General features: G+C 54.5%; 20 protein-coding genes, 1 pseudogene and 1 riboswitch. Of the genes and pseudogenes, 6 read left to right on the top strand and 15 right to left on the bottom strand.

All coding sequences use genetic code 11. From position 1 onward, the window contains the following. Positions 1-178: 178 nt before the first annotated feature. From QMG93_RS22745 to QMG93_RS22755, 3 genes are all read left to right on the top strand, one after another. Positions 179-529 (top strand): phasin family protein, encoded by a 351-nt coding sequence (locus QMG93_RS22745; RefSeq protein ID WP_281940546.1) that lies wholly within the window; start codon positions 179-181, stop codon positions 527-529. Beyond that, the gene (locus tag QMG93_RS22750; RefSeq protein WP_281940548.1) at positions 526-2,205 is read left to right on the top strand and encodes an ABC1 kinase family protein; all 1,680 of its coding nucleotides are present in this window, start codon (positions 526-528) and stop codon (positions 2,203-2,205) included. Before QMG93_RS22745 ends, QMG93_RS22750 begins: the two co-directional genes overlap by 4 nt. Positions 2,206-2,406: 201 nt before the next feature. Further along, positions 2,407-3,582, top strand: coding sequence for a winged helix DNA-binding domain-containing protein (locus QMG93_RS22755; RefSeq protein ID WP_281940550.1), 1,176 nt, complete (start codon positions 2,407-2,409; stop codon positions 3,580-3,582). 89 nt (positions 3,583-3,671) lie between these two features. Here QMG93_RS22755 and QMG93_RS22760 read toward each other — a convergent pair whose 3' ends face one another. The 5 genes from QMG93_RS22760 to QMG93_RS22780 form a co-directional block, all read right to left on the bottom strand. After that, the gene (locus QMG93_RS22760) at positions 3,672-4,535 is read right to left on the bottom strand and encodes an NAD(P)-dependent oxidoreductase (protein WP_281940553.1); all 864 of its coding nucleotides are present in this window, start codon (positions 4,533-4,535) and stop codon (positions 3,672-3,674) included. Between the two features lie 323 nt (positions 4,536-4,858). Then, positions 4,859-5,461, bottom strand: coding sequence for a TetR/AcrR family transcriptional regulator (locus QMG93_RS22765; protein ID WP_281940555.1), 603 nt, complete (start codon positions 5,459-5,461; stop codon positions 4,859-4,861). Positions 5,462-5,641: 180 nt separating this feature from the next. Further along, a complete protein-coding gene (locus QMG93_RS22770; RefSeq protein ID WP_413789321.1) occupies positions 5,642-7,024 on the bottom strand; it encodes an MFS transporter in 1,383 nt (460 codons plus the stop codon). A gap of 251 nt (positions 7,025-7,275) precedes the next feature. After that, entirely contained in the window at positions 7,276-8,646 is a 1,371-nt protein-coding gene (locus tag QMG93_RS22775; RefSeq protein WP_281940559.1) for a M23 family metallopeptidase, read from the bottom strand. A 131-nt stretch (positions 8,647-8,777) separates the two neighbouring features. Beyond that, positions 8,778-9,218, bottom strand: coding sequence for a Dps family protein (locus QMG93_RS22780; RefSeq protein WP_281940561.1), 441 nt, complete (start codon positions 9,216-9,218; stop codon positions 8,778-8,780). A 310-nt stretch (positions 9,219-9,528) separates the two neighbouring features. On the opposite strand from QMG93_RS22780, the gene QMG93_RS22785 reads away from it, so the two are divergent. Continuing rightward, positions 9,529-10,545, top strand: a complete 1,017-nt coding sequence (locus QMG93_RS22785) for an acyltransferase family protein (protein WP_281940563.1) — start codon at positions 9,529-9,531, stop codon at positions 10,543-10,545. A gap of 86 nt (positions 10,546-10,631) precedes the next feature. On the opposite strand, the gene QMG93_RS22790 is transcribed toward QMG93_RS22785, so the two are convergent. From QMG93_RS22790 to nrdI, 6 genes are all read right to left on the bottom strand, one after another. After that, positions 10,632-11,585, bottom strand: a complete 954-nt coding sequence (locus QMG93_RS22790; RefSeq protein WP_281940565.1) for an ABC transporter substrate-binding protein — start codon at positions 11,583-11,585, stop codon at positions 10,632-10,634. A 218-nt stretch (positions 11,586-11,803) separates the two neighbouring features. Beyond that, entirely contained in the window at positions 11,804-12,781 is a 978-nt protein-coding gene (locus QMG93_RS22795; protein ID WP_281940708.1) for a helix-turn-helix transcriptional regulator, read from the bottom strand. A 71-nt stretch (positions 12,782-12,852) separates the two neighbouring features. Then, positions 12,853-14,037, bottom strand: coding sequence for an MFS transporter (locus QMG93_RS22800; RefSeq protein ID WP_281940567.1), 1,185 nt, complete (start codon positions 14,035-14,037; stop codon positions 12,853-12,855). A 209-nt stretch (positions 14,038-14,246) separates the two neighbouring features. Further along, on the bottom strand, positions 14,247-15,209 hold the full coding sequence (gene nrdF / locus QMG93_RS22805) for a class 1b ribonucleoside-diphosphate reductase subunit beta (protein ID WP_281940569.1): 963 nt from the start codon (positions 15,207-15,209) through the stop codon (positions 14,247-14,249). Positions 15,210-15,252: 43 nt separating this feature from the next. Next, on the bottom strand, positions 15,253-17,337 hold the full coding sequence (nrdE, locus tag QMG93_RS22810) for a class 1b ribonucleoside-diphosphate reductase subunit alpha (protein ID WP_281940571.1): 2,085 nt from the start codon (positions 17,335-17,337) through the stop codon (positions 15,253-15,255). Continuing rightward, positions 17,324-17,683: a class Ib ribonucleoside-diphosphate reductase assembly flavoprotein NrdI gene (nrdI, locus tag QMG93_RS22815; RefSeq protein ID WP_063184682.1), complete on the bottom strand. Its 360-nt coding sequence runs from the start codon at positions 17,681-17,683 to the stop codon at positions 17,324-17,326. The genes nrdE and nrdI overlap by 14 nt, the downstream gene beginning before the upstream one ends. 156 nt (positions 17,684-17,839) lie before the next feature. Further along, a riboswitch (cobalamin riboswitch) is annotated at positions 17,840-18,044 on the bottom strand. Positions 18,045-18,297: 253 nt separating this feature from the next. On the opposite strand from nrdI, the gene QMG93_RS22820 reads away from it, so the two are divergent. Both QMG93_RS22820 and QMG93_RS22825 read left to right on the top strand, forming a co-directional pair. Continuing rightward, positions 18,298-19,638, top strand: a complete 1,341-nt coding sequence (locus QMG93_RS22820) for an SCP2 sterol-binding domain-containing protein (RefSeq protein WP_281940575.1) — start codon at positions 18,298-18,300, stop codon at positions 19,636-19,638. Between the two features lie 45 nt (positions 19,639-19,683). Continuing rightward, entirely contained in the window at positions 19,684-20,259 is a 576-nt protein-coding gene (locus QMG93_RS22825) for a TetR/AcrR family transcriptional regulator (RefSeq protein ID WP_281940577.1), read from the top strand. Between the two features lie 140 nt (positions 20,260-20,399). Here the strand turns inward: QMG93_RS22825 and QMG93_RS22830 are convergent, their stop codons facing one another. The 4 genes and pseudogenes from QMG93_RS22830 to QMG93_RS22845 all read right to left on the bottom strand — a co-directional run. Then, positions 20,400-21,185 carry an arylamine N-acetyltransferase family protein gene (locus tag QMG93_RS22830; protein ID WP_281940579.1) on the bottom strand — a complete coding sequence of 262 codons (786 nt, stop codon included), beginning with the start codon at positions 21,183-21,185 and terminating at the stop codon, positions 20,400-20,402. Positions 21,186-21,469: 284 nt separating this feature from the next. Then, positions 21,470-22,525, bottom strand: a complete 1,056-nt coding sequence (locus tag QMG93_RS22835) for an RNA-guided endonuclease InsQ/TnpB family protein (protein WP_281940581.1) — start codon at positions 22,523-22,525, stop codon at positions 21,470-21,472. 4 nt (positions 22,526-22,529) lie between these two features. After that, the gene (gene tnpA / locus QMG93_RS22840) at positions 22,530-22,928 is read right to left on the bottom strand and encodes an IS200/IS605 family transposase (RefSeq protein ID WP_281940583.1); all 399 of its coding nucleotides are present in this window, start codon (positions 22,926-22,928) and stop codon (positions 22,530-22,532) included. A 106-nt stretch (positions 22,929-23,034) separates the two neighbouring features. Further along, positions 23,035-23,280: pseudogene (locus tag QMG93_RS22845) on the bottom strand (GNAT family N-acetyltransferase); the annotation flags it as partial. Positions 23,281-23,307 lie beyond the last annotated feature (27 nt).

Genomic DNA, 23,307 nt, shown 5'->3' on the forward strand with positions numbered 1-23,307 from the left:
CAAGCCTCCAGCCATCGTGTCATGGAATGTATTGTACAACAAAATCCCTTATTTTTTTTGATAATCCGTGCGCATCAGCGAATTTTTTTAGGCGGAGAGCGTGCCTGGCGTCCGTTTTGGTGTTTGCCGCACGCTATGGTAAAATCACCCTATACAGATACGAACAGGAGGGACAGAGATGATTAGAGATTTGTTGGGAAAAGCGGTTTCGATGGGATTGGGCTTTGCGGTGATCAGCAAAGAGCAGGCGGAGAAATTCGTCGACGAGCTGGTCAAAAAAGGAGAACTGAACAAGGCCGAGTCGCAGCAGTTCGTGGACGATCTGGTACGCAAAGGAGAGGAAGCCCAATCCACGCTAGAGGAGAAGGTGCGCAGCTACATGCGTCAGGCGCTTCATGAGATGAACTTGACGACCAAAGACGATTACGTCCGTTTGACCCAGCGCATCGGGGAGCTCGAACGCCGCGTGGCCGAGCTGGAAGGCAAGCAGCCCGAAGCCGACCAAACGTTACCTCCCGCAAGCTCATGAATCTCGGACGGAAAATCCGGCACCTGCAGAGGTACCGCGACATTGCCAAAGCATTCGCCCGCAACGGCCTCGGCTTCCTCGTCAAAGAGCTTGGACTGCCCGATCTGCTTGCGGGGACGCGCATCGGCTTGAATGAACGGCGGGAGGCTCGGTCGCGTACCATCGGCGAGCGCATCCGGACGTTTCTGGAGGAGCTTGGCCCGACCTTCGTCAAAATCGGCCAAATCGCCAGCACGCGTCCCGACCTGCTGCCCGCTCATATTATCGACGAGCTCGTCAAGCTGCAGGACCGGGTTCCGCCCTTCCCTTTCGAGCAAGTGCGCGAAGTTCTGGAAAGCGAGTTCGGCGAGCCCTTCGAGAAACTATTCGCGGAATTTCAAGAGACGCCGATCGCCGCGGCTTCTATCGGGCAGGTCCATCTCGCCCGCCTGCATACGGGCGAGCCGGTCGCCGTCAAAATCCAGCGTCCGAACATTCGTTCCATTGTTGAAACGGATCTTGAAATTTTGGACGATCTGGCCCGCCTGGCCGAGCACCGGCTCGACTGGGCGGCCAAATATCAGGTGCGCGACATGGTGTACGAGCTGTCCCAGTCGCTGCGCGCCGAGCTGGATTATACGAACGAAGGCCGCAGCGCGCAGCGGATGGCGAAGCCGTTCGAGCGCGATGCGGATGTATGTATACCGGGGATTTATTGGGATTATTCGAGCCGCAATGTGCTGACCATGGAGTATTTGGAAGGCGTAAAGCCTACCGAAACGGAGCGCCTGCAAGACCTGGGGTACGAGCCGAAAAAGCTCGCGGAAACGATTGCCCGAATCGTTTTTCAGCAAATTTTTGTGGAAGGCTTCTTCCATGCCGATCCGCACCCGGGCAACATTATCGTCCTCCCGGGCGGGGTGATCGGATTGATCGACTTCGGCATGGTCGGGCGTCTTACCCCGATGATGAAATATCATTTCGGCTCGCTGGTCATTGCCCTGCGGCGCAATAGCACCGACGGCGTCATCAAGGCGATTGAAGGCATCGGCATCATTCCCGACGATGTCGACATGGACTCCTTGCGCGCGGATGTGGACGAGCTGCGGGAAAAATACTACGACGTGCCGCTCAGCCGTGTCAAGCTTGGCGAATCGGTCAACGACCTGCTCGCCGTCGCTTACGAACACCGCGTGCGCATTCCCGCCGATCTCACGCTGCTCGGCAAAGCGCTGCTGACGCTCGAAGGTGTCGTCACTTCGCTGGACCCGACGTTCAGCGTCATCAGCATCGCCGAACCGTTCGGACGAAAGCTGTTCGCCGAAAGGTTCAGTCCCCGCAACGTGGCCGACAGCGTGTGGCATCAGGTGAGCGAGGCCGCCACTCTGCTGACGGAGACGCCGGTGAAGCTGCGCGAGCTGCTCGGAATGGTGAAGAAAGGCAGGCTGCGCTTTGAAATCTCGATCGCCGAGCTCGATGCCTTGATGCGAAAAATGGACCGCATCAGCAATCAACTATCATTTAGCATCGTCCTGCTCGCATTCAGCATTATTATGGTCGGTCTTATTATCGGCTCGTCGCTCGGTAGACAATCGACCTTGCTGTGGAATTTTCCTGTCATTGAAATCGGCTTCTGTGTCGCCGCGCTGATGTTTCTATGGCTGCTGTTGTCGATTTTCAGATCGGGACGGTTTTGAAAATCGGATCGGCGCCCAATGATGCTTTGTCCTTAGGCCGCCTCCTTGGGGTTGTTCGAGCCCTCGGACGATGTCCCGAGGAGGCGGTCGTTATTTCATAAGCCATTTCAATACGGACATAATGCTGTCAGGATTACCAAAGTATGATAGGAATTAAAGGATAGTACAGATTGATTGCGCTGTTAAGGAGGTCTTCATCTCGTGCAAACACAACCGCGGCCGAAGAACGCTGCAACCGACCCCCTCGGGGAAACCTCTCGTCCCGTCGTGCTCGAAGCCCGCGCCTTGAACCGTGCCCTGCTGGCGCGCCAGCTGCTGCTGCAGCGCGGAGACATGCCGGTAGAAGAGGCGCTAGAGCATCTGGTCGGCATGCAGGCTCAAGCGCCCAACCCGCCCTATTACGGACTGTGGACGCGGCTGCGCGGGTTCCGTCAGGACGATCTGTCGCGTTTACTCCTGGACCGGCGAGCAGTTCGCATCGCGCTGATGCGTTCCACCATTCATCTGGTTACCGCCCGCGATAGCCTGATCTTGCGTCCCTTGATGCAGTCCGTCTACGAACGCGCTCTCAGCGGCAGCTTCGGACGGCGTCTGACGGGGCTTAATCTTGAAGCGGTCGCGGCAGTCGGCCGGATACTGGTTGAGGAACAGCCCCGGACACTCGGCGAGCTTGGCAAGCTGCTGCGCGAGCAGTGGCCGGACCGCGAACCCGCCGCGCTCGCCAACGCCGTACGCGCCTTGGTGCCGCTCGTTCAAGTCCCGCCTCGCGGCATCTGGGGCGACGGCGGTCAAGCCGCCCACACCTCTGCGGAAGCTTGGCTGGGGAAATCGTTAGCCTCTGCTCCATCGCTGGAGGAGACGATTCTCCGCTACCTCGCCGCATTCGGACCGGCCACGGTCAAGGACATGCAGGTGTGGTCGGGACTAACCCGGCTGCGCGAAACGATCGACCGGCTCCGGCCGCGTCTATCCGTTTACAGGAGCGAGGACGACAGCGAGTTGTTCGATGTGCCGGGCGCGCCGCTCCCCGGGCCGGATACCCCGGCGCCACCCCGCTTTTTGGGCGAGTTCGATAACATGCTCGTGTCCTATGCCGATCGAACGCGCATCCTGGCGGACGAGTACCGTCCTCTTGTTTGCACCGAGAACGGCATCATTCGGGCCACCATCCTCGTCGACGGCTTCGTCCGGGGGATATGGAGGATCGTACGCCAACGCCGTACCGCCACGCTGGTCATCGAGCCGTTCGAGCCATTATCCGGTGAAGACTGCGAAGCTTTGGCCGAGGAAGGTCGCGGATTGCTCGACTTCGCCGCCAAGGACGCCGATCTCCGCGATATTCAATTCAACTTGCCGGAGCTACGAAGCCAGCATTGAACATCACTTCCGATATAAAAAAAACGGCTGCCGAAGCAACTGTTTTTTTCATGACAACCTGAGCAGTGTAAGGATCGCGGTCCGTCTCTCTATCGAAGCACTTTGATAAGTGCGCCGAGCTCCTCATTTCCATAGCCCGCATCCAAGGCTTTCTTGAAAAGACCCATGGCGAAGGTTGGAAATTCCGAGTTAATCCCGGCTTCGCGGGCTTGTTCCAAGAACAGTTTTACCGTTGCCATGCAAGTATTAAGAGAGCTCTGAGGCTGATCGTACGTTTCGGTTTGAATAACTTCGCTTTCGTGTTTGATCATCTCTCCTATAACCGGAGATATTTCAGCAATCATGGAGCCGAACGAATCCACGCGAAGGCCGTCCGATTCCAGAATACGTGCCGCATGAAAGAACCCCAGCATCGAAGCGAATAAGTAGGAAAGAAATGCCAGATCTGTCGAAGATGCAGAACTAACCTTATCTCCCAAATACGGCACATTACCGGCCAAACTCTTGAGAAACGGCTCACTCTTTTGGTACGCGGTGTACGTGCCCGATGTAAAAATGGTGGTGTCCGCCCGCCCGATCTGAGGCGGAGTAGGCGTGATGGCACCGTCCAGATAGTCGGCCCCCCGCTCACGTGCCCACGCTTCATTGTCTCGTGCTTGTTGGGGACTCCCCGTACTAAGCTGAACGAGGACTCGACCAGCAAGGGCCTGGGCAACTTCTTGGGTATCCAGTATGCCGTACGAAGTCTCGTAGTTTGCAACGCAGACGATCGTAACCGGGCTCGCACTTATCGCAGATGCCGCGCTAGCAGCAAGCATCGCTCCTTCCCGGGCCAATGGTTCAGCCTTTTCCTTCGTCCGGTTCCAAACGGTAACGCGGTGACCATTTCGTAGCAGCGCCTGTACGAGCGCAGCGCCCATTGGCCCCAAGCCGATAACAGTTATATCACTCATATTATTTCCTCCTTATGATTAGCCGGGATTTTACTTCTTTTGAAAGTCGTTTTATGTAACAACCGACAAAGGGGAACGCCCGCCCCCTAGATGAAGACCTCCTTCTTTACTGCAACCTATTCGTGGGACACCTCCATGGATGTAGTGCTTTGCATTTTATCGAAACGAAACAGTTCTGTTCTGTTTCATATCAAAATAATACTGTACAGTTTTGTTTCGTGTCAACAAGTTTTTTTTCGGCAATTAAAAATCCCCCTGTTGATCTCATCGAAACCATTCGGATGATGATCAACAGAGGGATTTGGCCTATAAGGCTGCTTTCATTACGCTTCTTCTTTTTCAAGATAGGAATCAATCACATGTGCGGCGATTGTTTTAAGCTGGGCCGCAGGACCGGCAAAGCCGTATATCGGGACCGACGACAAAGCGCCGTTGATCACCAGCATCAACTGATCGGTCAGGTTTTCGTCGCTCGCGCCTGCTTGTTGGCACAGGCGGGATAATCGCATGCGAATTGCTCGATTGTACTCGACCGCCAGTAGATGTACGGGATGATCTTCTTCGGAAAATTCGGCGAGTGCATTCAAGAAATGACAGCCTCGGTGATATCCCGGCTCCAACAATTCCACTGTAGCATCAATCAACGCCAGCATCTGCTCTTTTGGCGATCCTGCATGCTCAGCGATCGCTTCGTCAAAGTGCAGCCAGTTGATATGATCCTGTGCCTCGAGATAGGCAACAACCAACTCATCTTTGGTTGTGAAATGACGGTATAGGGTTGCTTTACTAATACCCGCTTTCTCAACAATCGTATCTACACCGATGGAACGGATCCCTTCACGATAAAATAATTCGGAAGCGACATCCAAAATGTGTTGGCGTACGGAAGCGCGTGCAGCCATGTCGTTCACCTGTCCAATGCTCATTATTTAGTCTTCATGCGATAAACAAAACAGTTCAGTATTTAGAAGTATATCATGTTCGCTTGCGGCAAGGAAGACTACTAGACGATACTAAAGTAAACAAAAGCGTCCCGCTTCGGGACGCTTGAAGGCTCGTATCGGTTCGTTTTGCAGCAATCATCGCGGGCCATGTTCTCCGTTCGTTCACCCTTCCACGACACGGCTTTTCCGAACGACCTTGCCGAACTGAAAAAAGTAGAAGGCCAGCGTCGCGAGATGCAAAATCGCGAGCACCGTATAAATATTGCTGAATACGAACGCGTCGTGATTCAACGATATGTTCGCCGGATTCCATTGAAACGCGGAACCGTGATCGACCATCTTGCTGTACAGGCCGGCGGCGAGAGCACCGGAGATAAAGTTCAGCAGCGAGAGCAGCCCCATCCCCACACCGGTCTGGTCCTTAGGCAGCGTCCGGGAAATCGTGTTCGACAAAGCCACGACCATGAACGTCTGCCCGACGTTGCCCAAGATCAGGAAAATGGCAATGGCGATCGGCGAAATTCCCGCAAAGGTCGACAGCAAGATAAAGCACGCGATCAGCAGCGCCGAGGCCGTGAAGTACAGGAACGGATTGCCTTTGTCATCCGCCAGCTTGCCGCCTGTTCTGCCCAGAAGCGCCGACGCGATGGCGGCCGGAACCATGCTGAAGCCAACCAATCCCGGAGCCAGACCGTTGACGAGGGATAAAAGCTGCGGGCTCAAAAAGGCAAGCGAGTACCCGACCCCGTTCACTACAAAAGCGATCGCAAGTCCGTAAGAGTAGCTTTTATTGCGGAACAGCCGGGGTTGGACGAACGGTTCGGCCGAGGAGCGAATGCGCGCGATAAACAATCCTAGCGTAAGCAATGCGCAGCCTGCAAGAAGCCAAGCCTCATTCGTCACGGTGAGAAGTACCAGCGCTACCGTTATAGCCAGCAGGCCTCCACCCAGCCAATCGATTTTCCCCGCCTTGCCCGGTTCGTCGTCAAGATACTTGCGATAGAACGGGAGCGTAAGCAGCGCCAAGACCGGCAGCAGGAACAGCCAGCGCCAATGAACGACACTGACGATCAAAGCAGAGGTTGTCGGCCCGAGAGCTCCACCAAGCGCCAGCCCGGCGGCCGCAATGCCCATCGCACGGCCGCGCGCCTCCGGCGGGAAGTAGCGAATCGGGATGATCATGGCCGTTGCAGGCACCACCGACGCCCCGGCAGCCTGCAAAATCCGGCCGAGGAGTACCATCCAATACGTTTGCGCAGCTAACCCGATCAGGGAACCTACCGCGAAGAAGATTAGCCCGAATGTCAGCAAATTTTTGAGCTTATACTTATCGGCCAGCTTCCCGTAGGTGACCGAACCGATCGCGTAAATCAGCATATAGACCGATGAGACCCAGCTGACTTGCGCAAGCGTTAGCCGGAACTCCGCCCCAATCTGCGGCAACACGATGTTGAACATCGTCGCGCTCATGACAGAGATAACCAGGGTGAAAACGAGGACTCGCATCAGTTTCTCTCCTGTTTGTTGTTTAGCTGTCGTTTCCACTCTGACTCCCCCTTTCCACTTGTCTTTATTTTGATAAGGTTTATTTTACAATGGTTGATGGATAAATAATAATATATGTTAATCTATGTAATTCATAACCTGCGGTATATAAGAAGGGCGACAGAAGTCTTGGCCTCCGATAGACATAGTGCGGAAGCAATCCGTTCACATGTCACTGCTGCTTTGCGAGTCCGGCGCATAGCTGCGGCGCTATTCGCCGGACTTTTCCGGAAAGCAGCAGGCTTGCCTACTTAACGCGATTGAGGCTCCTGCTTCAGCCATTGAAACGGAGTCGCATTAAAGAACAGATTCGGGTTGACCGGAACGTTGTGCGCCCAGAACGTAAAATGCAGGTGCGGTCCCGTCGAGAATCCGGTCGAGCCCACCAGCCCGATAATATCGCCACGTTTCACCCGGTCCCCTGTCTTCACCTGAAGCTTCGACAAATGCGCGTACTGGGAAAACAAATTCATTCCATGATCGATATAGATCGTATTGCCCGTCAAATAGAAATTGTCGGCCAGCGCTACGATGCCGTCATTCGCTGCTTTAATCGGGGTGCCTTCTTTGGCCGCCAAGTCGATGGCCGTATGGGAGCTGGCGAACTTGCCGTTCACATAACGGGTATGACCGTACGGCGTCGTCAATATCCCTTCGATCGGCTGAATAAAGGGATCGGAGAACAGGAATGCGGGCTCCGACTTGCTTCGCGCGGCATCGATTTTTTTCTGGTCGGCTTCGATTCGCTTCGTATCCTGACGCATGCTTTCCATCTGCTTCGATACTTTGAGGTGCTGCGTCTCGAATTTTTTATCCTTGATCTTCAGCGTCTGATCGCCGATCGGATACGAGCCGGGCTTGGCCTTCATCGGCACCGGAAGGTAAGTGAAATACCCGGCCTCGAACGGCCGCAGCTCATATGTCTTCCCCTGCCAAGCGACTTCGCCGGGCTGATCATGCCGCACCAGCACGACGTCGCCGGGACTGGCCGTGTCCGGCAGGAGCGTCCAGGCGGTATCCATCGCCCTCTTGGCTTGCTCGGGAGAAGCGTACAAAGCCGCCTCCCTGCTGATCCGCTGCTGACGCTGCTTTTCTTCCTGCAGCGCATCCTTCACTGCAGGCGTCACCTCGGCATGCCAGGTTTGTCCCCCGTCCGTCGTTACCAGCAGCGGAATGGCCAGCTCCGTTCCGGCCGAGACAAGCGCCCAGCCGACCCGGTCGGTGACAAATTGCGACTGCTTCACCGGGTAGTCTTTAGTCTGGTAGGCAATCGTCGTGAGCTTTTTGCCATCGGTTAGCGAAGCGCTTGACCCGTTCGTACCGGATGTCGCTGCATCCGGGAGGCCCGAGGCCGGCTCCGTCCAATGGGCGCCTCCGTCTTCCGTCACACTGCTTGTGCCGTTCGTATAGCGAATCCGGCCTTTATCTAGATCGGTCATATGAAAATCGAGAATTTCGCGGCGGATCGGGGCTTGTTTTTCGGCAGCCTCCGGCGCAGCGCCCTTCCCGGACGCAAGCAGCCATGCAGGGGGCTCGCCGCCGTATGCGACCAGTACAACACAAGCGGCGGCAAGGGCCGTTCCCGCGAGCAAGTACCCTATCTTTTTGGAACGCGGCTTCATCGTTCAGATCTCCTCCAATACAGCTTCTTCCATATCTATGACTTCATCATACGATAGAAGCAAGCCGATTGTCCAAGCCGCGCACCGGAAGGCAGAGCTGCAGGACTGCGAGATGTATCTTACCGCTTGAATTAGTTGCCCAAAAACGCATTCAGCATCCAGACGTGCTTTTCCAGACTCGAATGAATGGCCAACAGCAGATCTCCCGTCGTTTCGTCCTCCACGGACTCGGCGTATTTCATACCTGTTTTAAGCTCCCCGATGATCAGAGTAAAATCGTTCACCAGCGCCGCTACCATCTGCTCCGCCGTCTCCTCGCCTTCCGCCTCGCGAACCGAGGCGAGCCGAAGGCTTCCGCTCATCGTCGCAACCGGCTTGCCGCCCAACGCCAGCAGCCGTTCGGCCAGTGTATCCACATGCAGCGCCGCTTCCGTATACAGCTCCTCGAATTTCGTATGCAGCGTGAAAAATTGAGGACCTTTGACGTACCAGTGGTAATTATGCAGCTTGACGTACAGGACCGACCAGTTGGCGATTTGGTTGTTCAACAGTACCGTTAATTGTTCATTCATGGATGATTCCTCCTCATGATTTATATTTAGATTAGGTCTAAATTCATAATCTGATTGTAGCATCGCCCTGGCCTTCTTTCATGAAGAGAAGATGAGGATCGGATGAAGATTTGGTGAAGTTTGACATCGTCACACAGATTCATTTCTTGCGACTGCGAAATGTCTGTGATTTTGATCACCAATGAGCCGTGATCCTTCTCACTGCTCCGGCGCATCGAAAGAGGTATGCTCAAGACGAGGAGCCGGCTTTCTCGCCGCTCCACAGCGGCGAGAAAGCCGGCAGACACAGAACATATAGAGGTGACTTCCCGTGGGAAAGGCTTCCGCACCATCGCTTAACACTTATGCGCTTAATATGAAATTTTTGCTTATCGCTTGCGTCGTCACAGCCAACATCATCGAACCGATGATTGATCGGAGCTCGCCGTTGTTCGCCCTTTACGAGACGATCTACTCGTTCCATATTCCGATGTTCGCGCTGGCGATGGGATACTTTGCCAAAAGCTTCCGTCTCGACCGGCCCGGAATCGACGGGCTTTGCACGATTGCGTATCAATATGTGTTGTTCCAGACGCTGTACAGCTTGGCGGATATCGTCTTCTTTCAAGCTAAAGGCGTGATTCATTCGTTCTTCATGCCCTACTCGCTGCTCTGGTTCCTGCTCAGCCACTTTTGCTGGAGGCTGCTGCTGCGCGCGTTCGTTCATATGCGCCATCCGCTGATCGTCTCGCTGCTGCTCGGCATCGCCGTCGGTTATCTTCCATGGCCCGGAGCTTGGCTCAGCGTATCGCGGACCTTGGTGTACTTTCCGTTCTTCCTGGCAGGATACTTCCTGCCGCAGCATTGGGAAACCATAGTCAAACGGCTGCGTATGCCCGCCGTCCTTCTCGGCATAGGCGTCATTTGCTTCTTCTGGCTGGGCGGACGAATCGACCCGCGCTGGCTGTACGGCAGCTTCACCTACGCAGAGGCCGGTCATCCGGAGTGGTATGCCGGAATATATCGCTTGGGGATGTACGGGGTGCAGGCGGCCGCTTCGCTCGCTTTTTTGAGCTTGGTGCCTTGGGCGGCCAGCCGGATCACGGATTGGGGAAAACGGACGGGGTACGTCTTTCTGCTCCATGCCTTCATTCTGAAATCGCTGCTCGCGGCGGGGATTTACGTCTACCTGCAGACCCCCTGGAGCCAAGGGCTGGCGATTATCGCCGGTTTCGGCATCGTCTGGCTGCTGTCGCAGCCATGGGTCGAAGCCCATGCCAAACGATGGTTCGAGCCGGATATTACTTTCGTGAAGCGGCTTGTCCTTAAATCGCACGGAACCCCGTAATGACGGGGTTCTTTTTTATTCGCTCACGGCTTCCATCAGCCGTCTCGTATACTCATTCGCGGTCCGTGAGCCACTAGGGCGGCCCTTTACCGATTCCCCATCGCCTTCATCACTTCTTCGATCGCGATCATTTTGCCAAGCGGCATCGGTCCGAGGATGGACGTATCCTCGATATAGTAAACTTGATTGCTTTTGGGTGCTTTCATTCCGTTCCAGATCGTGTTGTCCTTCAGCGTTTCTTTGACGCCCTGTTTAATCGGCGTAGCGTAGTTGTTGACGATAAAAATATGATCCGGATTCATCGTCGACAGCGTTTCGAGGGACAAGGACCCGCCCTTTTCATTGCCGGGCACCGGCTTTAGTCCAAGCTCCTTGTAAAAGTCGGCGACGCGCTGTTCATTGAAGGTGATGAACTCCTTCCCGCCGTACATCGCGAACAAGACCGTCTCCCCGCTGCGGCTCGCCAGCTTCGCTTTGTATTCCTTCGCCTTGCGGTCGAAGTCGGCCAGGAAGGCCGCCGCCTTCTCTTCCTTCCCGATGGCCCCGGCAATCAGCTGCAGCGTCCCCTTCCAATCTTCGTTATACGGAAAAATAACCGTCGGCGCGATTTGGCTGAGCTGCTCGTATTTATCGGCCATATCGTCGGAAGCGATTATGAGATCCGGCTGCGACGCGAGCAGCCTCTCCATGCTCACTTCTTTACCCAGATCGATCACGGATTTCCCCTCGAGCTTTTTCTGCAAATTCGGGAAGCTGCTCATCATCGCCATCCCCTGAGCGGCAACGGGAATTTCGTCCAAGACGACCAAGTCGTCGACAAAAGAGACATAAGGCGCCGCGATTTTTACCGGCCGCTCCTTGATTACCGTTTCTCCTTTCATATGCTTGATCGTCCTCGGAAAAGAAGCCTGCGCCGCCGTCCCCTCGGGCTTTTTTTGATCCCCTGAGGCGCCTGCTCCCGGGTCGCTTGCCGTACATCCGGCAATCACCCCGGCGATCGCAATCAGTAGTAAAATCGGTAACCATGCTCGTCTGTGCATGTTTTTTGGCCCTCCTTTGTTTTTGCCGCCAGTCCTTGCGGTGCTTTCAAACCAACTGATAACGATACTCATTATCAATAAATGGTATGCTACCGTATTCGAGCCCGCTCATCCACCCCTGCACGGATTTTTTCTGCGGTTGCCGGGATTTTTATGCGCAGCAAAAACCGCCAAAGGAATTTCCTCTGGCGGTTTGGCGGTCAGACGCGGAAGACCCGCTACTTGCGGACGAGCTCGCCGGGATTGAACCCGTACTTCTCGCGGAACACTTCGGCAAAATGGCTCGGATTCGAATAGCCGACGACGCAGGCGGCCTGATTCACGTTGACCTGCCCTCTTTGCAGCAGCAGGAGCGCTTTCTCCAGCCGCTTCTCCCGCAAATAGCCGAAAACCGTGCGCCCGTACACTTCTTTGAAGCCGATCTTCAGCTTGAAATCGTTCAGACCGACCGTTCGAGACAGCTCTAGCAGCGAGGGCGGACTATCCATACGGTGCAGCAGCACCTCTTGCGCTTGGCGTATTTTCTCCAGATCGTTCTTGCTCAGCTTCGACCGGATATGCTTATCGTCGGGCTCGCGATCCCACAGCAGCGTATGAAACGACAGGGAAAGCAGCTCCAGCGCCTTGCTTTCCATATAAATTTTGCGCGTCTCGTTCGAGTAGGAAGCGTCCAGCATCTGCTGCAGGATGACGGAAGCCGCGGGCTCGATCGTCTGCTCGAACAGGCGAAACGAACGACGGTCGACCAGCTTGGCAAAATCGACGAAGCGCTTCCCTTCAAAATCTTCCATAAAACGGTCGAACGTCGCGACTGGAATCCCGATACCAACCGCAAGCATCGGCTGGTTCCCGTCGAAGTCAAAATGCGCGTGAAACCGGTCCACCAGCTGCAGCGTGCAGCGGTTCGCGCAAAATTCATGCCTCGTGCCGGAAATGTTCAACTCCCGCTTCCCTTGCAGGCAAAAGCTAAGCTCGACCATCGCCGAATCCGTGCGCAGCTGAAATTGACGGTTCCTCGTAAGCGTGTAATCCGAAATGACGATCTCCAAATCCGGTCGCGGCACGAACCGACGCAGCGTGCCTTCTCCGGCTTGACGCGGAACGGGCAGCCGCTCGGTCCGATCGGCATAACGGCGCGACAATTGAAAACCGTCGAAAAACGCATTATATATTTGATGAAAATCCTCAGCCATCATCGTTAGCACCTGAATCCTCTCACTTCGTAGTCGTTCATCCCTCCTCTTAAATGATAATAATTCTCAATTGATTAGTCAACCACGGTCTGCTGATCCCCCCGGATTCCCCGGCTGCCCCACACATATCCCGTGAGCAGCGCAAGCAGCAGGATCAACAGCCAGAACGGCGTTTCCGGGCTGATCCGATACAGGAACGTGCCGGTCAACGGGCCGAGTAGCGATCCGATGCCGATGGCTGCGGCGATCATCCCTGCGGCAGCGCCCTGCTCATGCTTCGCTACGGCCAAGGAAGCCCCCGAGGTGAAGCCGGGAATGGCCAGCCCTACCCCGATCCCCATCAGGGCGAAAGCGGCAAAGAACGGCGCGATATGGCTGAAGCTTACGAGCAGTACAAGACCGACGGCGAAGACCGGGACTCCCAGCTGTAGCAATTTCAGCGGGGTGAGCCGGTTTTTGCGGACAACCGTGAACTGAACCAGCGCCATCATGAAGCCGATGCAGAACAGAGCTGCGCCGACCGCTTGCGCCGTTTCGGTCGCCGACAAGCCGAGCTTATCCTGAAAATAAAATCCGGCAGTCACCTGCGTTTGGATCAACGCCATCATGACGATCATGGCGACCGCAAGGTAAGGAAGTATTCCTTTGCGCAGCATTTTTTTCTGCTGACCGTGCGTCTGCGGCTTGGAATTCGCCATGCCGAAGGCGACCCAGAGCATGACAAGGAGAGGCAGCGCTACCGCGAGGTAGATCGGGGCCAGCAAGCTCAAGGCGGTCAGCAGCGCACCGACCGCAGGACCGACGACAAGCCCGAGCCCGTTGGCCGCGCCGATTAACGACATCCCGGCGGCGCGGTCCTTCTCGGTCGTAATATCCGCCATATATGCCTGGCTGGACGACAGGATAGCCGGAAACGCGGCTCCCAGCAGCAGGCGCGAGATCAGCAGCAGCGTAAACAATACGGCAGGCTGGAACTTGCCGACCAAGCCTTGCTCGGTCACCGCAACGAACATGCCGAAGCTGGCGGCCATGCCCGTCAGCCCGATCAACAGCACCGGCTTGCGCCCGATCCGGTCGCTCCAGCTTCCCCAGAACGCCGAAGTGAGCAGCACCATGAACGAGGAAGCCGCTACAATCCAGCCGGCATCCGTTTCCGATAGTCCGAGCTCGCGGATCAGCGGAGCGACAAGCGGATTGAGAATGCCGAGACCGACATAGCCAATCAGGACCGAAGTAAAAATAATGGATTTTGCACGCATTTAACGATTCCTCCCTCCGTTTCGTTTCTTAATTGTAAAGGGAACGGAACCCGGTGTCCGCCTTCATGCGGAGCATGCCGAACACTGGAGGGATTTTTTCTTCGGGCATCATTAAAAGAAGCACGATCCGCCATCCGATCCGCTTCAAGCGAATAATCTGGATGGCAAACCGTGCTTCTAGCCTTAAGTCAACGACCTACACACTCGGCTTAGTCAAACCGGAAGTCGTCGTCGGTCAGCGGCTCGACATGAATCGTGCGCACGTAGCCGTTTCCTTTTTTGGAAAAGAAATCGTGCTGCTTCGTCCGCGTGCTGATGCCGTTCAAGACGATCGGGTTGATCTCTTCTTCTTCGAACAGCGGGTCTTGACCCAAATTCATCAGCGCTTTGTTCGCATTGTAACGCAGAAACGCCTTCACCTCGTCGACCAAGCCGACGGAGGAATACAGCTGCTCCGTATACCGTTCCTCGTTGCCGTGCAAATAACGCAGCAGCCCGAGCAACGTCTCGGTAACGTCCACCTGGTCTTCCTCGCTCAGCCCGGCGAACACCTCTTGCGCGAGCACGCCGACATACAGTCCGTGGATGCTCTCGTCGCGGAGAATGAGATCGATGATTTCGCCGCTGCTCGTCATTTTACCCTGCCCGGCCAAATAGAGCGGGTAGAAAAAGCCGCTGTAGAACAAGTAGCTTTCCAGCAAAACGGACGCGCACATCGCCAAGTACAGCTCCTTCGGCGTCCGGATGTGGTTGTAGTACTGGGAGATCGTCTCCGCTTTCGTCTGCAAAAACACATTTTGCTCCACCCAGCGGAACACGCCGTCGATCTCTTCGGTTGTCGCCAGCGTCGTAAAGATGCTGCTGTACGATTTGGCGTGAATCTGCTCCATCATGCCCATAAAGCCGAGCACTGCCTTGCGCTGCAGCCCTTCGACGTGCTCCAGCAGCTTCGGCATCCCGACGCCGCCCTGAACCGTGTCGAGCAGCGTCAATCCGCCAAGCACCTTCATATATAAATCGCGTTCGTCGTCATTGAGCGTCAGCCAGCTCATTTTGTCGTCGGACAGCGGAATTTCGTCGTCAGTCCAGAACTGCATGATGTTCTGGTTCCAGAAGGTTATCGTAAAATCGTCATCCGGACGGTTCCAGTTGACCGCCTTCAACACGCTCATCCCATTGGCTCCTCTCTCTTGCCTTGCTCGAATGCTGTCGTCGTTACACGGAGCAGCTTATGCATTCTTCCATCGTCAACCGGTTCGTCCGGGTATAGTACAGCGACTTCAAGCCTTTGCGGGCCGCATAAATGTAATACCGTGCCAGCTGTCTCGTCGTCACGTCGCTGTTGACGTGCAGCACGGTCGAGATGCCTTGGTCGACGTGCGCCTGAATCTCCGCGATCAGATCCAGCACCTTGAACTGGTCCATCTGGTAGGCGGACTTGTAATAGAAAAAGTTGTCCCGGTTCATATACGGCATCGGGTAGTACGTCGTCGAATTCGCGTACGTCCGCGTCTCGATCGGCTCGACGATCGGCATGATGCTGGAGGTCGCATTTTGGATATACGAGATGCTTTGCGTCGGGGCAATCGCCAGCCGGTAGGCATGATACAGCCCATGCGTACGAACGGCCTCCTGCAGCGCCCGCCAATCCTCGGGAGAAGGGATCGCCATTTGCCCGAACAGTTCCTTAACCTTCTCCGTACCCGGGCGGTAATCCGTACTCGTGTAACGGGTGAAATAAGTGCCGTCGGCGTAATCCGACCGTTCGAAGCCCGCGAACGTAACGCCCGTCTTTTTCGCCGTCTCCATGCTGGCTTCCAGCGAGTAGAAGTTCATCATCATGAAGAAGGTGCGGACGAAATCTTTGGCTTCTTCGCTTTCGTACGCGATCTTGTTCTTCGCCAGGAAGCCGTGCAAGTTCATCGCGCCGAGCCCGACCGAATGCATCTCGCGGTTCGCTTTCGCCACGCCCGGGGCATTGGCCACATGGGTCATATCGCTGACTGCCGTTAACGCCATGATCCCTTCGCGGACCGATTCGCGTATTTTGCCCTGCTCCATCACGTTGACGATGTTAAGCGAAGCCAGATTACAGCTGATGTCGCGCCGGATGATGTCCGGCTGCCCGTAATCGGCAATCTCCGACGTTTCCTGAAGCTGGAAAATCTCCGTGCAAAGGTTAGACATTTTGATCGAGCCGATATTTTTAAGCGCATGCGCCCGGTTGGCGTTGCTTTTGTTCATCATGTACGGGTACCCGGATTCGAGCTGCACCGTCGCGATCTTCACGAGCATATCGCGCGCGCTCATGACCGCTTTCTTGCGCACCCGATCGTCGGCCATCAGCCGGTCGTACATCTCGTCCATATCCATGTCGTCCAGATGCGTCCCGTAGGCCTTCCAGACGGAGTATGGCGCGAATACGTGAAGCGGCTCGTTCTCCTCGGCCAGCCGGTAGAACCGATTCGGAACGATCAGTCCGATCGAGAGCGTCTTCAGTCGGCTTTTCTCATCCGCGTTAATCTTCTTGCTGTCCAGGAATTCCATAACGTCCCAGCCGAAAATATTGTAATAGGCCGCACCCGAGCCTTTGCGCTGTCCCATTTGATCGGCGTACGAGAACGCGTCCTCCATCAGCTTCAGCACCGGCATGATGCCTTTGGCGGCGCCTTCCACGCCTTTGATCGGCTCTCCGCGCCCGCGCAGCTTGGACAGGTTCACCGCGACGCCGCCGCCGATTTTGGACAGCTGCATGCACGTGCCGAGCACGTAGTTGATCGAGTTGAGCGAATCGTCCATTTCCAGTAAAAAGCACGACACCATCTCGCCGCGCCGGCTTTTTCCGGCATTGAGGAACGTCGGAGTCGCCGGCTGCAGCCGCTGCTCCATCATCGAAGCCGCCAAGGCCCGAGCCGTGTTCGCATCGCCTCGTCCGAGATGCAGAGCCACGATCGCCACGCGGTCGGGATAATGCTCCAGGTAGAGCGAACGGTCGTTGCTTTTCATCGCATAATCCGTATAAAATTTCGATGCCGCCATGTACGACTGGAACTGGAAGCCGTAGCTGTGCGTAATCCGGTAGACGTCCTCGACCTCTTCCGGCGAATAGCGGTCGTACACGTTCTCATAGAAGTCGTTGTCGATCATATAACGGACCTTTTCAGACGTATCCGCGAAACGGATGCTGCTGCGTTCCACCTCTTCCATAAACGCCCGGACCGCTTCCCGGTCCTTCTCTAATTGGAAAAATCCGTCCGCTTCCCGCCGCATCAGTTGGTTGTTCAATTCAATATGCCGCAACGGTGCCCACCTCGCTTCTAAACGTTTCTACATCGCGCTTCGTCCCTGCAAGCTCGAATTTGCTCAAGACCGGCACGCCGTACATGGATGAAATCCGATCGGCGCTCTTGGCGAAGCCGTCGCCCCAATTGCGGTTGCCGCTGGAGGCAACCCCAAGCAGCCGGCTGTGATTGCGCTCAAGAAAAGCGGCCGTTTTCTCCGGAACCTGACCGAAACCGGTCGTATACGTAACAAGGACGAAAGGCTCGTCCATCTGCATGTTCTCCTCAATTTGAACCGATGGCATATTCAGCTTACCGATAAATCTCCGCACATTCCCCGTTCTGGAATCGTACGCAATCAGCATGGGTTCTCGTCTCCTTTTTTCTCTCCCGCCAACGCCCCGGGCCCGGCAAAAAAAGACGCTGCCGGCCCGCGGAACGGACCGAATGCGTCTCAAAAACAGCATGTAAATAAACATGCTGTCTAAGCACGATGCCGGACACGTTCCTATCTCCGTAGGGCGGGTGTCGAATGGACAGGCAGGTCTCCTGGCTCGGAGTCATCGCTCCCTCCCCCTTCCCGGCCATCTATGCAGCAAGACCAGTGGGCGAACTCGGAGGGACACTCATCCTTACAGTGGCGGGACCGCGCCGGCTTTGTACCGGACTTCCCTATTAAGCCTGTCCGCGTCTATAGCGAAAGGCACCTGTCCAATCACGATATGTAGATGATAGTTTCAAATCTATATCAAGATATTGTGTTTGTCAAGACTAATGCTCATGGGTTGAACAGCGGTATTCGGGTGATTTTTGGGGTGCATTCGGTCCCGCCTGCGTCCTGGTGCGGGTTCTTCAAATGTGGATATTTATTGACCATTTTAAATATGATGACTATAATATTTATGATGATCATCATATTTAAATCATCGATCCGGTTTCTTCATTTTCGTTTTTGGAACGAAAGGAGCTATAATGATCAATGAGAAGAAAGCTCGAAGAACATCCTACCGTCCGCCAGCACCTTGCCAAACAGCCCCCTTCCGGCACGTCCCGTGAAACGGCCCTTGATTCCGCCTGGCTGCGTAAGCTTTGCCTGGAAGCGGGAGCGGACGACGTCGGCTTCGTCGCGGTCGACCGGCCCGAGCTGGATGGGCAGCGGCACGAAATACGCGAGCTGCTGCCGGATGCCGGTCTGCTGATCAGCTTCGTATGCCGAATGAACCGCGAGCCGGTGCGGGCAGCGGCCCGCTCCGTCGCTAACGCGGAATTTTATCATGTGCACGACCGCATTACGCATGTGGGGCATGAGATTGTAGCCCGCCTAGAGGCGATGGGCATCCGAGCGGTGAATCCTCCGATGGGCTTCCCCATGGAGGTAGCAAGAAACGGCAAGCAATGGGTCATTTCGCACAAGCCGATCGCCGTGGCGGCCGGGCTCGGCCAAATGGGCATTCACCGCATTGTCATTCATCCGAAATTCGGCAATTTCATTTTGCTCGGGACCATCGTGACGAACGCCCGCATATCGGAGGAGTCGAGACCCATCGACTACAATCCGTGTCTGGAATGCAAGCTCTGCGTCGCCGCCTGCCCCGTCGGCGCCATCGAGCCGGATGGACACTTTAATTTTTCGGCGTGCTACACACACAACTACCGGGAATTTTCGGGCGGGTTCACCAACTGGATCGAGACGATTGCGGACAGCAAAAACGCCAAAGCGTACCGCTCCAGAGTCGAAGACGGAGAAACGGCCTCCATGTGGCAGAGCTTATCGTTCGGCGCGAATTACAAGGCGGCCTACTGTATGGCCGTCTGTCCCGCAGGAGAAGACGTCATCGGCGCGTTCTGGAACAACCGCAAGCAATTCCTGGAGGACATCGTCAAGCCGCTGCAGAACAAAAAAGAAACGATCTATGTCGTTCCAGGTTCCGATGCCGAGCAGCATGTCGTCCGCCGTTTTCCGCACAAGCGGGTGAAGCGGGTAAGCAACGGGCTGCGTTCGAAGTCCGTCCGATCTTTTTTGAAGATGCTTCCGCTCTTCTTTCAGCGCCATCAGGCCAAGGACTTGAACGCAACGTATCATTTTACCTTTACCGGTCAGGAAGAAGCGAAAGCAACGGTCGTGATCAAGCAGCAGACGATCACCGTAACGGAGGGGCATACCGGCGAAGCGGATTTTGAGCTGAACGCAGACAGCGGGACCTGGATTCGCGTCCTTGGGAAGATGGAGCATCCGCTTCCCGCTATGCTGCTTCGCAAAATCCGGACGAAAGGCCCGCTCAAGCTGCTTACGGCGTTCCGCAAATGCTTTCCTTCGTGACATCAGGGAGAATACATAAATTATCGTTAGGCGTGGTGAGAAATAATGCCTTATACCAAAAAACATAAAATGAACATTCGGCATAAAATTGTACAAAGCGCCTCGCAAGCATTCCGGGCGAACGGGATCAAAGCGGTCAGCGTGCCGCAAATCATGAGCGGAGCCGGACTGACGCACGGCGGCTTCTACGCCCATTTCGACAGCAAGGAGCAGCTCGTCGCCGAAGCCTGCAAAAGCGCGATGGAAAGCACCGTCACCCGGCTTGGTTCCGTCGCGGAACAGGCGTCAGTCGAGGAGAAGCTTGGCGCCGTGATCGAATCATACTTGAGCGCGGCCCACCGTGACTCTGCGGAGCAAGGGTGCATCATGCCAGCTCTGGCAGGCGAAATCGCCCGCTCTTCCGACGACATACGGGAAGTGTTTACCGAAGAAGTATCCCGCTTCCTCTCTTTCGTTTCGGGACTTGCCGGCCAAGGCGAGGACAAAAGTATCGCTCTTACCGCGACCATGGTCGGCTCGATTTTGCTGGCCCGTTCCGTCAACGATCCGGAGCTCAGCGACAAAATTTTGCGCGCATGTCGAGCCGACTTAAAGCAAAGAACTGCCAGCCCCGTTTCTTAGCGGTGCGGCAGTTCTTTTTTTCACTTCATTAATAATTAGCATCATTAATTACGTGTGGCATTAACTACATTTTCGTCATAATCACGAAGTATTTAAACCATTTTTGGATTTTTTGTCGAAGGCTCATGCGTCCCCCTCCTTTATTCCAAAATAATCCCAAAATGACTGCGTAGCGCTTCGTCATACTCTTCTTTTGTTTGCGGGGTAAAGGTTTCGACACCGTCCGCGGTGAAAATCCGGAACTCCTCCCCGGCCAATGTCTTCCGCCCGTCCCGGGTACGAATCGCCGCTCTGGCATGGTTGATGAAGACCGAGTCGGGAGCGTTCTCGCACCAATAGCTCGCCATGATGAAGTCCTTAGGCAGCTGCGGTTCTTCGGTAAAGGAATACAGCCAACACCATTGCCCATCCTTCAGCTCGCTGAGCACCCAACCGTAGTAGGGGTCGCGTTCCATCCGGTAGCATTCGTCTCCCTGCTGATGCTCCAGTCCCTCGATGAGCTGGACGGGCCGGCGTGGCACAATCCCGCCTACTCCCACATCGCATAGATACGTCGCCCCTTCCGCCTCGACCTTCAGCACCTGATGGCGGCGTTTGGGGGGCGGGGCCGGCTCGTCGCGCCAGAAGCGGGCTACGAAATCCGCGACAGGGTATCCCAGCTCCCGCAGCAGCCAGCCGAAGAGCGCGTTCAGCTCGAAGCAGTATCCGCCGCGGCCACGAACGACAATTTTGTCGATCAGATCCTCGACTTCCAATGACAGCGGAATGCGACGCACAATATCCAGGTTTTCGTAAGGCACCGAATGAATATGACATTCCTGCAATTCGGCCAGCACGGCCGCGCTTCCGTCCAGCGGACCATCATATCCGATTCGTTCCAGATAAGCTCTTACTTCGGGTCTTACATCATGGCGGCGGTCGATCATCGTCTAAACTTCACTCCTTGTCGGCATGAGATGGCGTATGATAGTGAAGTAATGTATTCGAGGAGCATCCTCAAATATCCTTTTTTTTCCGTATGATGCCGATCAAGAAAAGAGTGCTAGTTGAACTTTTTAATATAATTTTTTTGGTCCTTTTTGAGCCTCCAACACGGCTAAAGCCGAGGGATTCTTAGCTAGTTAACGCACGCAGGCCATTTCTGTTTTGTGCAGACTGCTAAGTTAAGAGCTAGCTCATTAGCTCATCCTAGATCAGAGCGTATAGCTATCTAGGCTGATAGACTGTTACCATCTATCACAGGTTGGCGCATGATGTTGATGGCTCCAACTCTGTCGCGGTGTGCGCGATACCCGCATGAACATTGATACGTTCGGTCCATTGCCTTGTTCCGTTTCTCGCAGTTTGGACACGTTTGGGAGGTGTAGGCAGAATTGACTTCGATGATGTTGATCCCGGCCAATGCCGCTTTGTATGCGATAAACATTTGCAATTGATAGAACGTCCAGTTATGCAAGTTTTTAGCGTTTTTACGACTTGTCCTTGTCGTTTGGCGAAGGTTCGTCAGCTTTTCCATCTTGATGACCGACACTTGTTCTTCGATCGCCATGTTCACAATCTTACGGCTGATTTTGTGGTTTTGGTCTTTGATGTAGCGATGTTCTTTATTTTCTTGCTTACGGATCGCAGACAGTTTCTTTAACTTGCCCATCTTTCTTCTTCGCTCTTTATATTTGCGGCGAATGTACTTGTTCTGTCTGCCGTTGCCAACAAATTTCGTCTTACCTGTTGAGGTGACAACAACGGCAGGGATTTTTAAGCCCAAGTCAATTCCCATCATGACATCGCCCGTTGTTTGTTCTGTCTTTCTTTCAACAGAAATTTGTACGTACCACTTGCCCGACTTCTCAACCATTTTTAAAAGGCCAAGCTTGCCGCTGGATAGAAAACGTTGTTCACGTTCCGTTACACGGGCCGAAATCTTCAGTCGCTGTACCTTTCCGTCCAACATAACAGGAAATGCAACGCTATGGTCCCCAAGTGAATAGTTCTGGTTATTTACGTAGTAGGCTCTGCGCTTGAGAACCGGACGTTTTCCTTGCTTTTTCGTCTTTTTATGAATGCTTCGCGCATCTCGAATAGCTTGGTTCTTTACTGCGGATGGAAGTTTGGCATCGACATCCTTGGAGGTGAGCTTTGGAAATGTACCCGATTCTTCCGCTTGTTCGGTTAGGAGATTGACCGTTTTGATGTATTCGCCCCCCATCTCCTTCAGCAGGGAAACATTGTTTGGGAATATTCGAATTTGAACGGTTACGGTTTGCATGGCTTCACCCCCTTGTCTTTTGTTCTTCCACATAACGTTTGATGGTTTCGCTCGAAACATTCTCTGCCGTGCTGACAAAATAGGAACGTGTCCAAAGGCTTGGCAGATGCTTCAAGTGCTTAAATTCTTGACGCAAAAATCGCGAGGTCGCACCTTTCAATTTTGCCATAATGTCCGCTGGAGAATCCGTTGGTCGCACATTTAAGAATAGATGCACATGATCGGGCATGACTTCCATCGCAACCATAAGCCAATCGTTTTCCTGACACAGCTCTTGCACAAGCTCTTTAAATCGCGCTTCTACTTGATTCACAAGTACCTTTCTTCGGTATCGCGGGCAAAACACAAAATGATAGTTGATGAGTGATACGGTTGTTGCCGTTCTTCTATATTCTTCTCTCATACGCCGATTGTATCAGTCTAAATATACAACTGCAACAAGATGAAAGAATGTAGGATAATGAAGCTGGCTAAAGACAGCCCTTGTCCTAAGCCGATTCATCCCATGTCTAAAGGTAAGGGCTTTCTCGGCTAAGGTCTGTAAAAACATATCCTCTTCGTTCGTAGAACCGGTGGGCGTGAATCCGGCTCGGATGGGACAGCAACTTAATTCCGGAAAACCCGCTGGTTTCCGCCCAATCTTCAAGACTCTGGATCAGCATACCGCCAACACCTTGGTTTCGGTACTTTTCTTTGACTACAAACCCCAAAATGTTGAGCAGCGAGTCGGAAAAAAGCAAATAGTACGAGCTTCCACCTCGCTTCGCAGAAGTACATTTCAT

Source organism: Paenibacillus tyrphae (assembly GCF_027925525.1).
In the GTDB taxonomy this organism is placed as follows: domain Bacteria; phylum Bacillota; class Bacilli; order Paenibacillales; family NBRC-103111; genus Paenibacillus_G; species Paenibacillus_G tyrfis_B.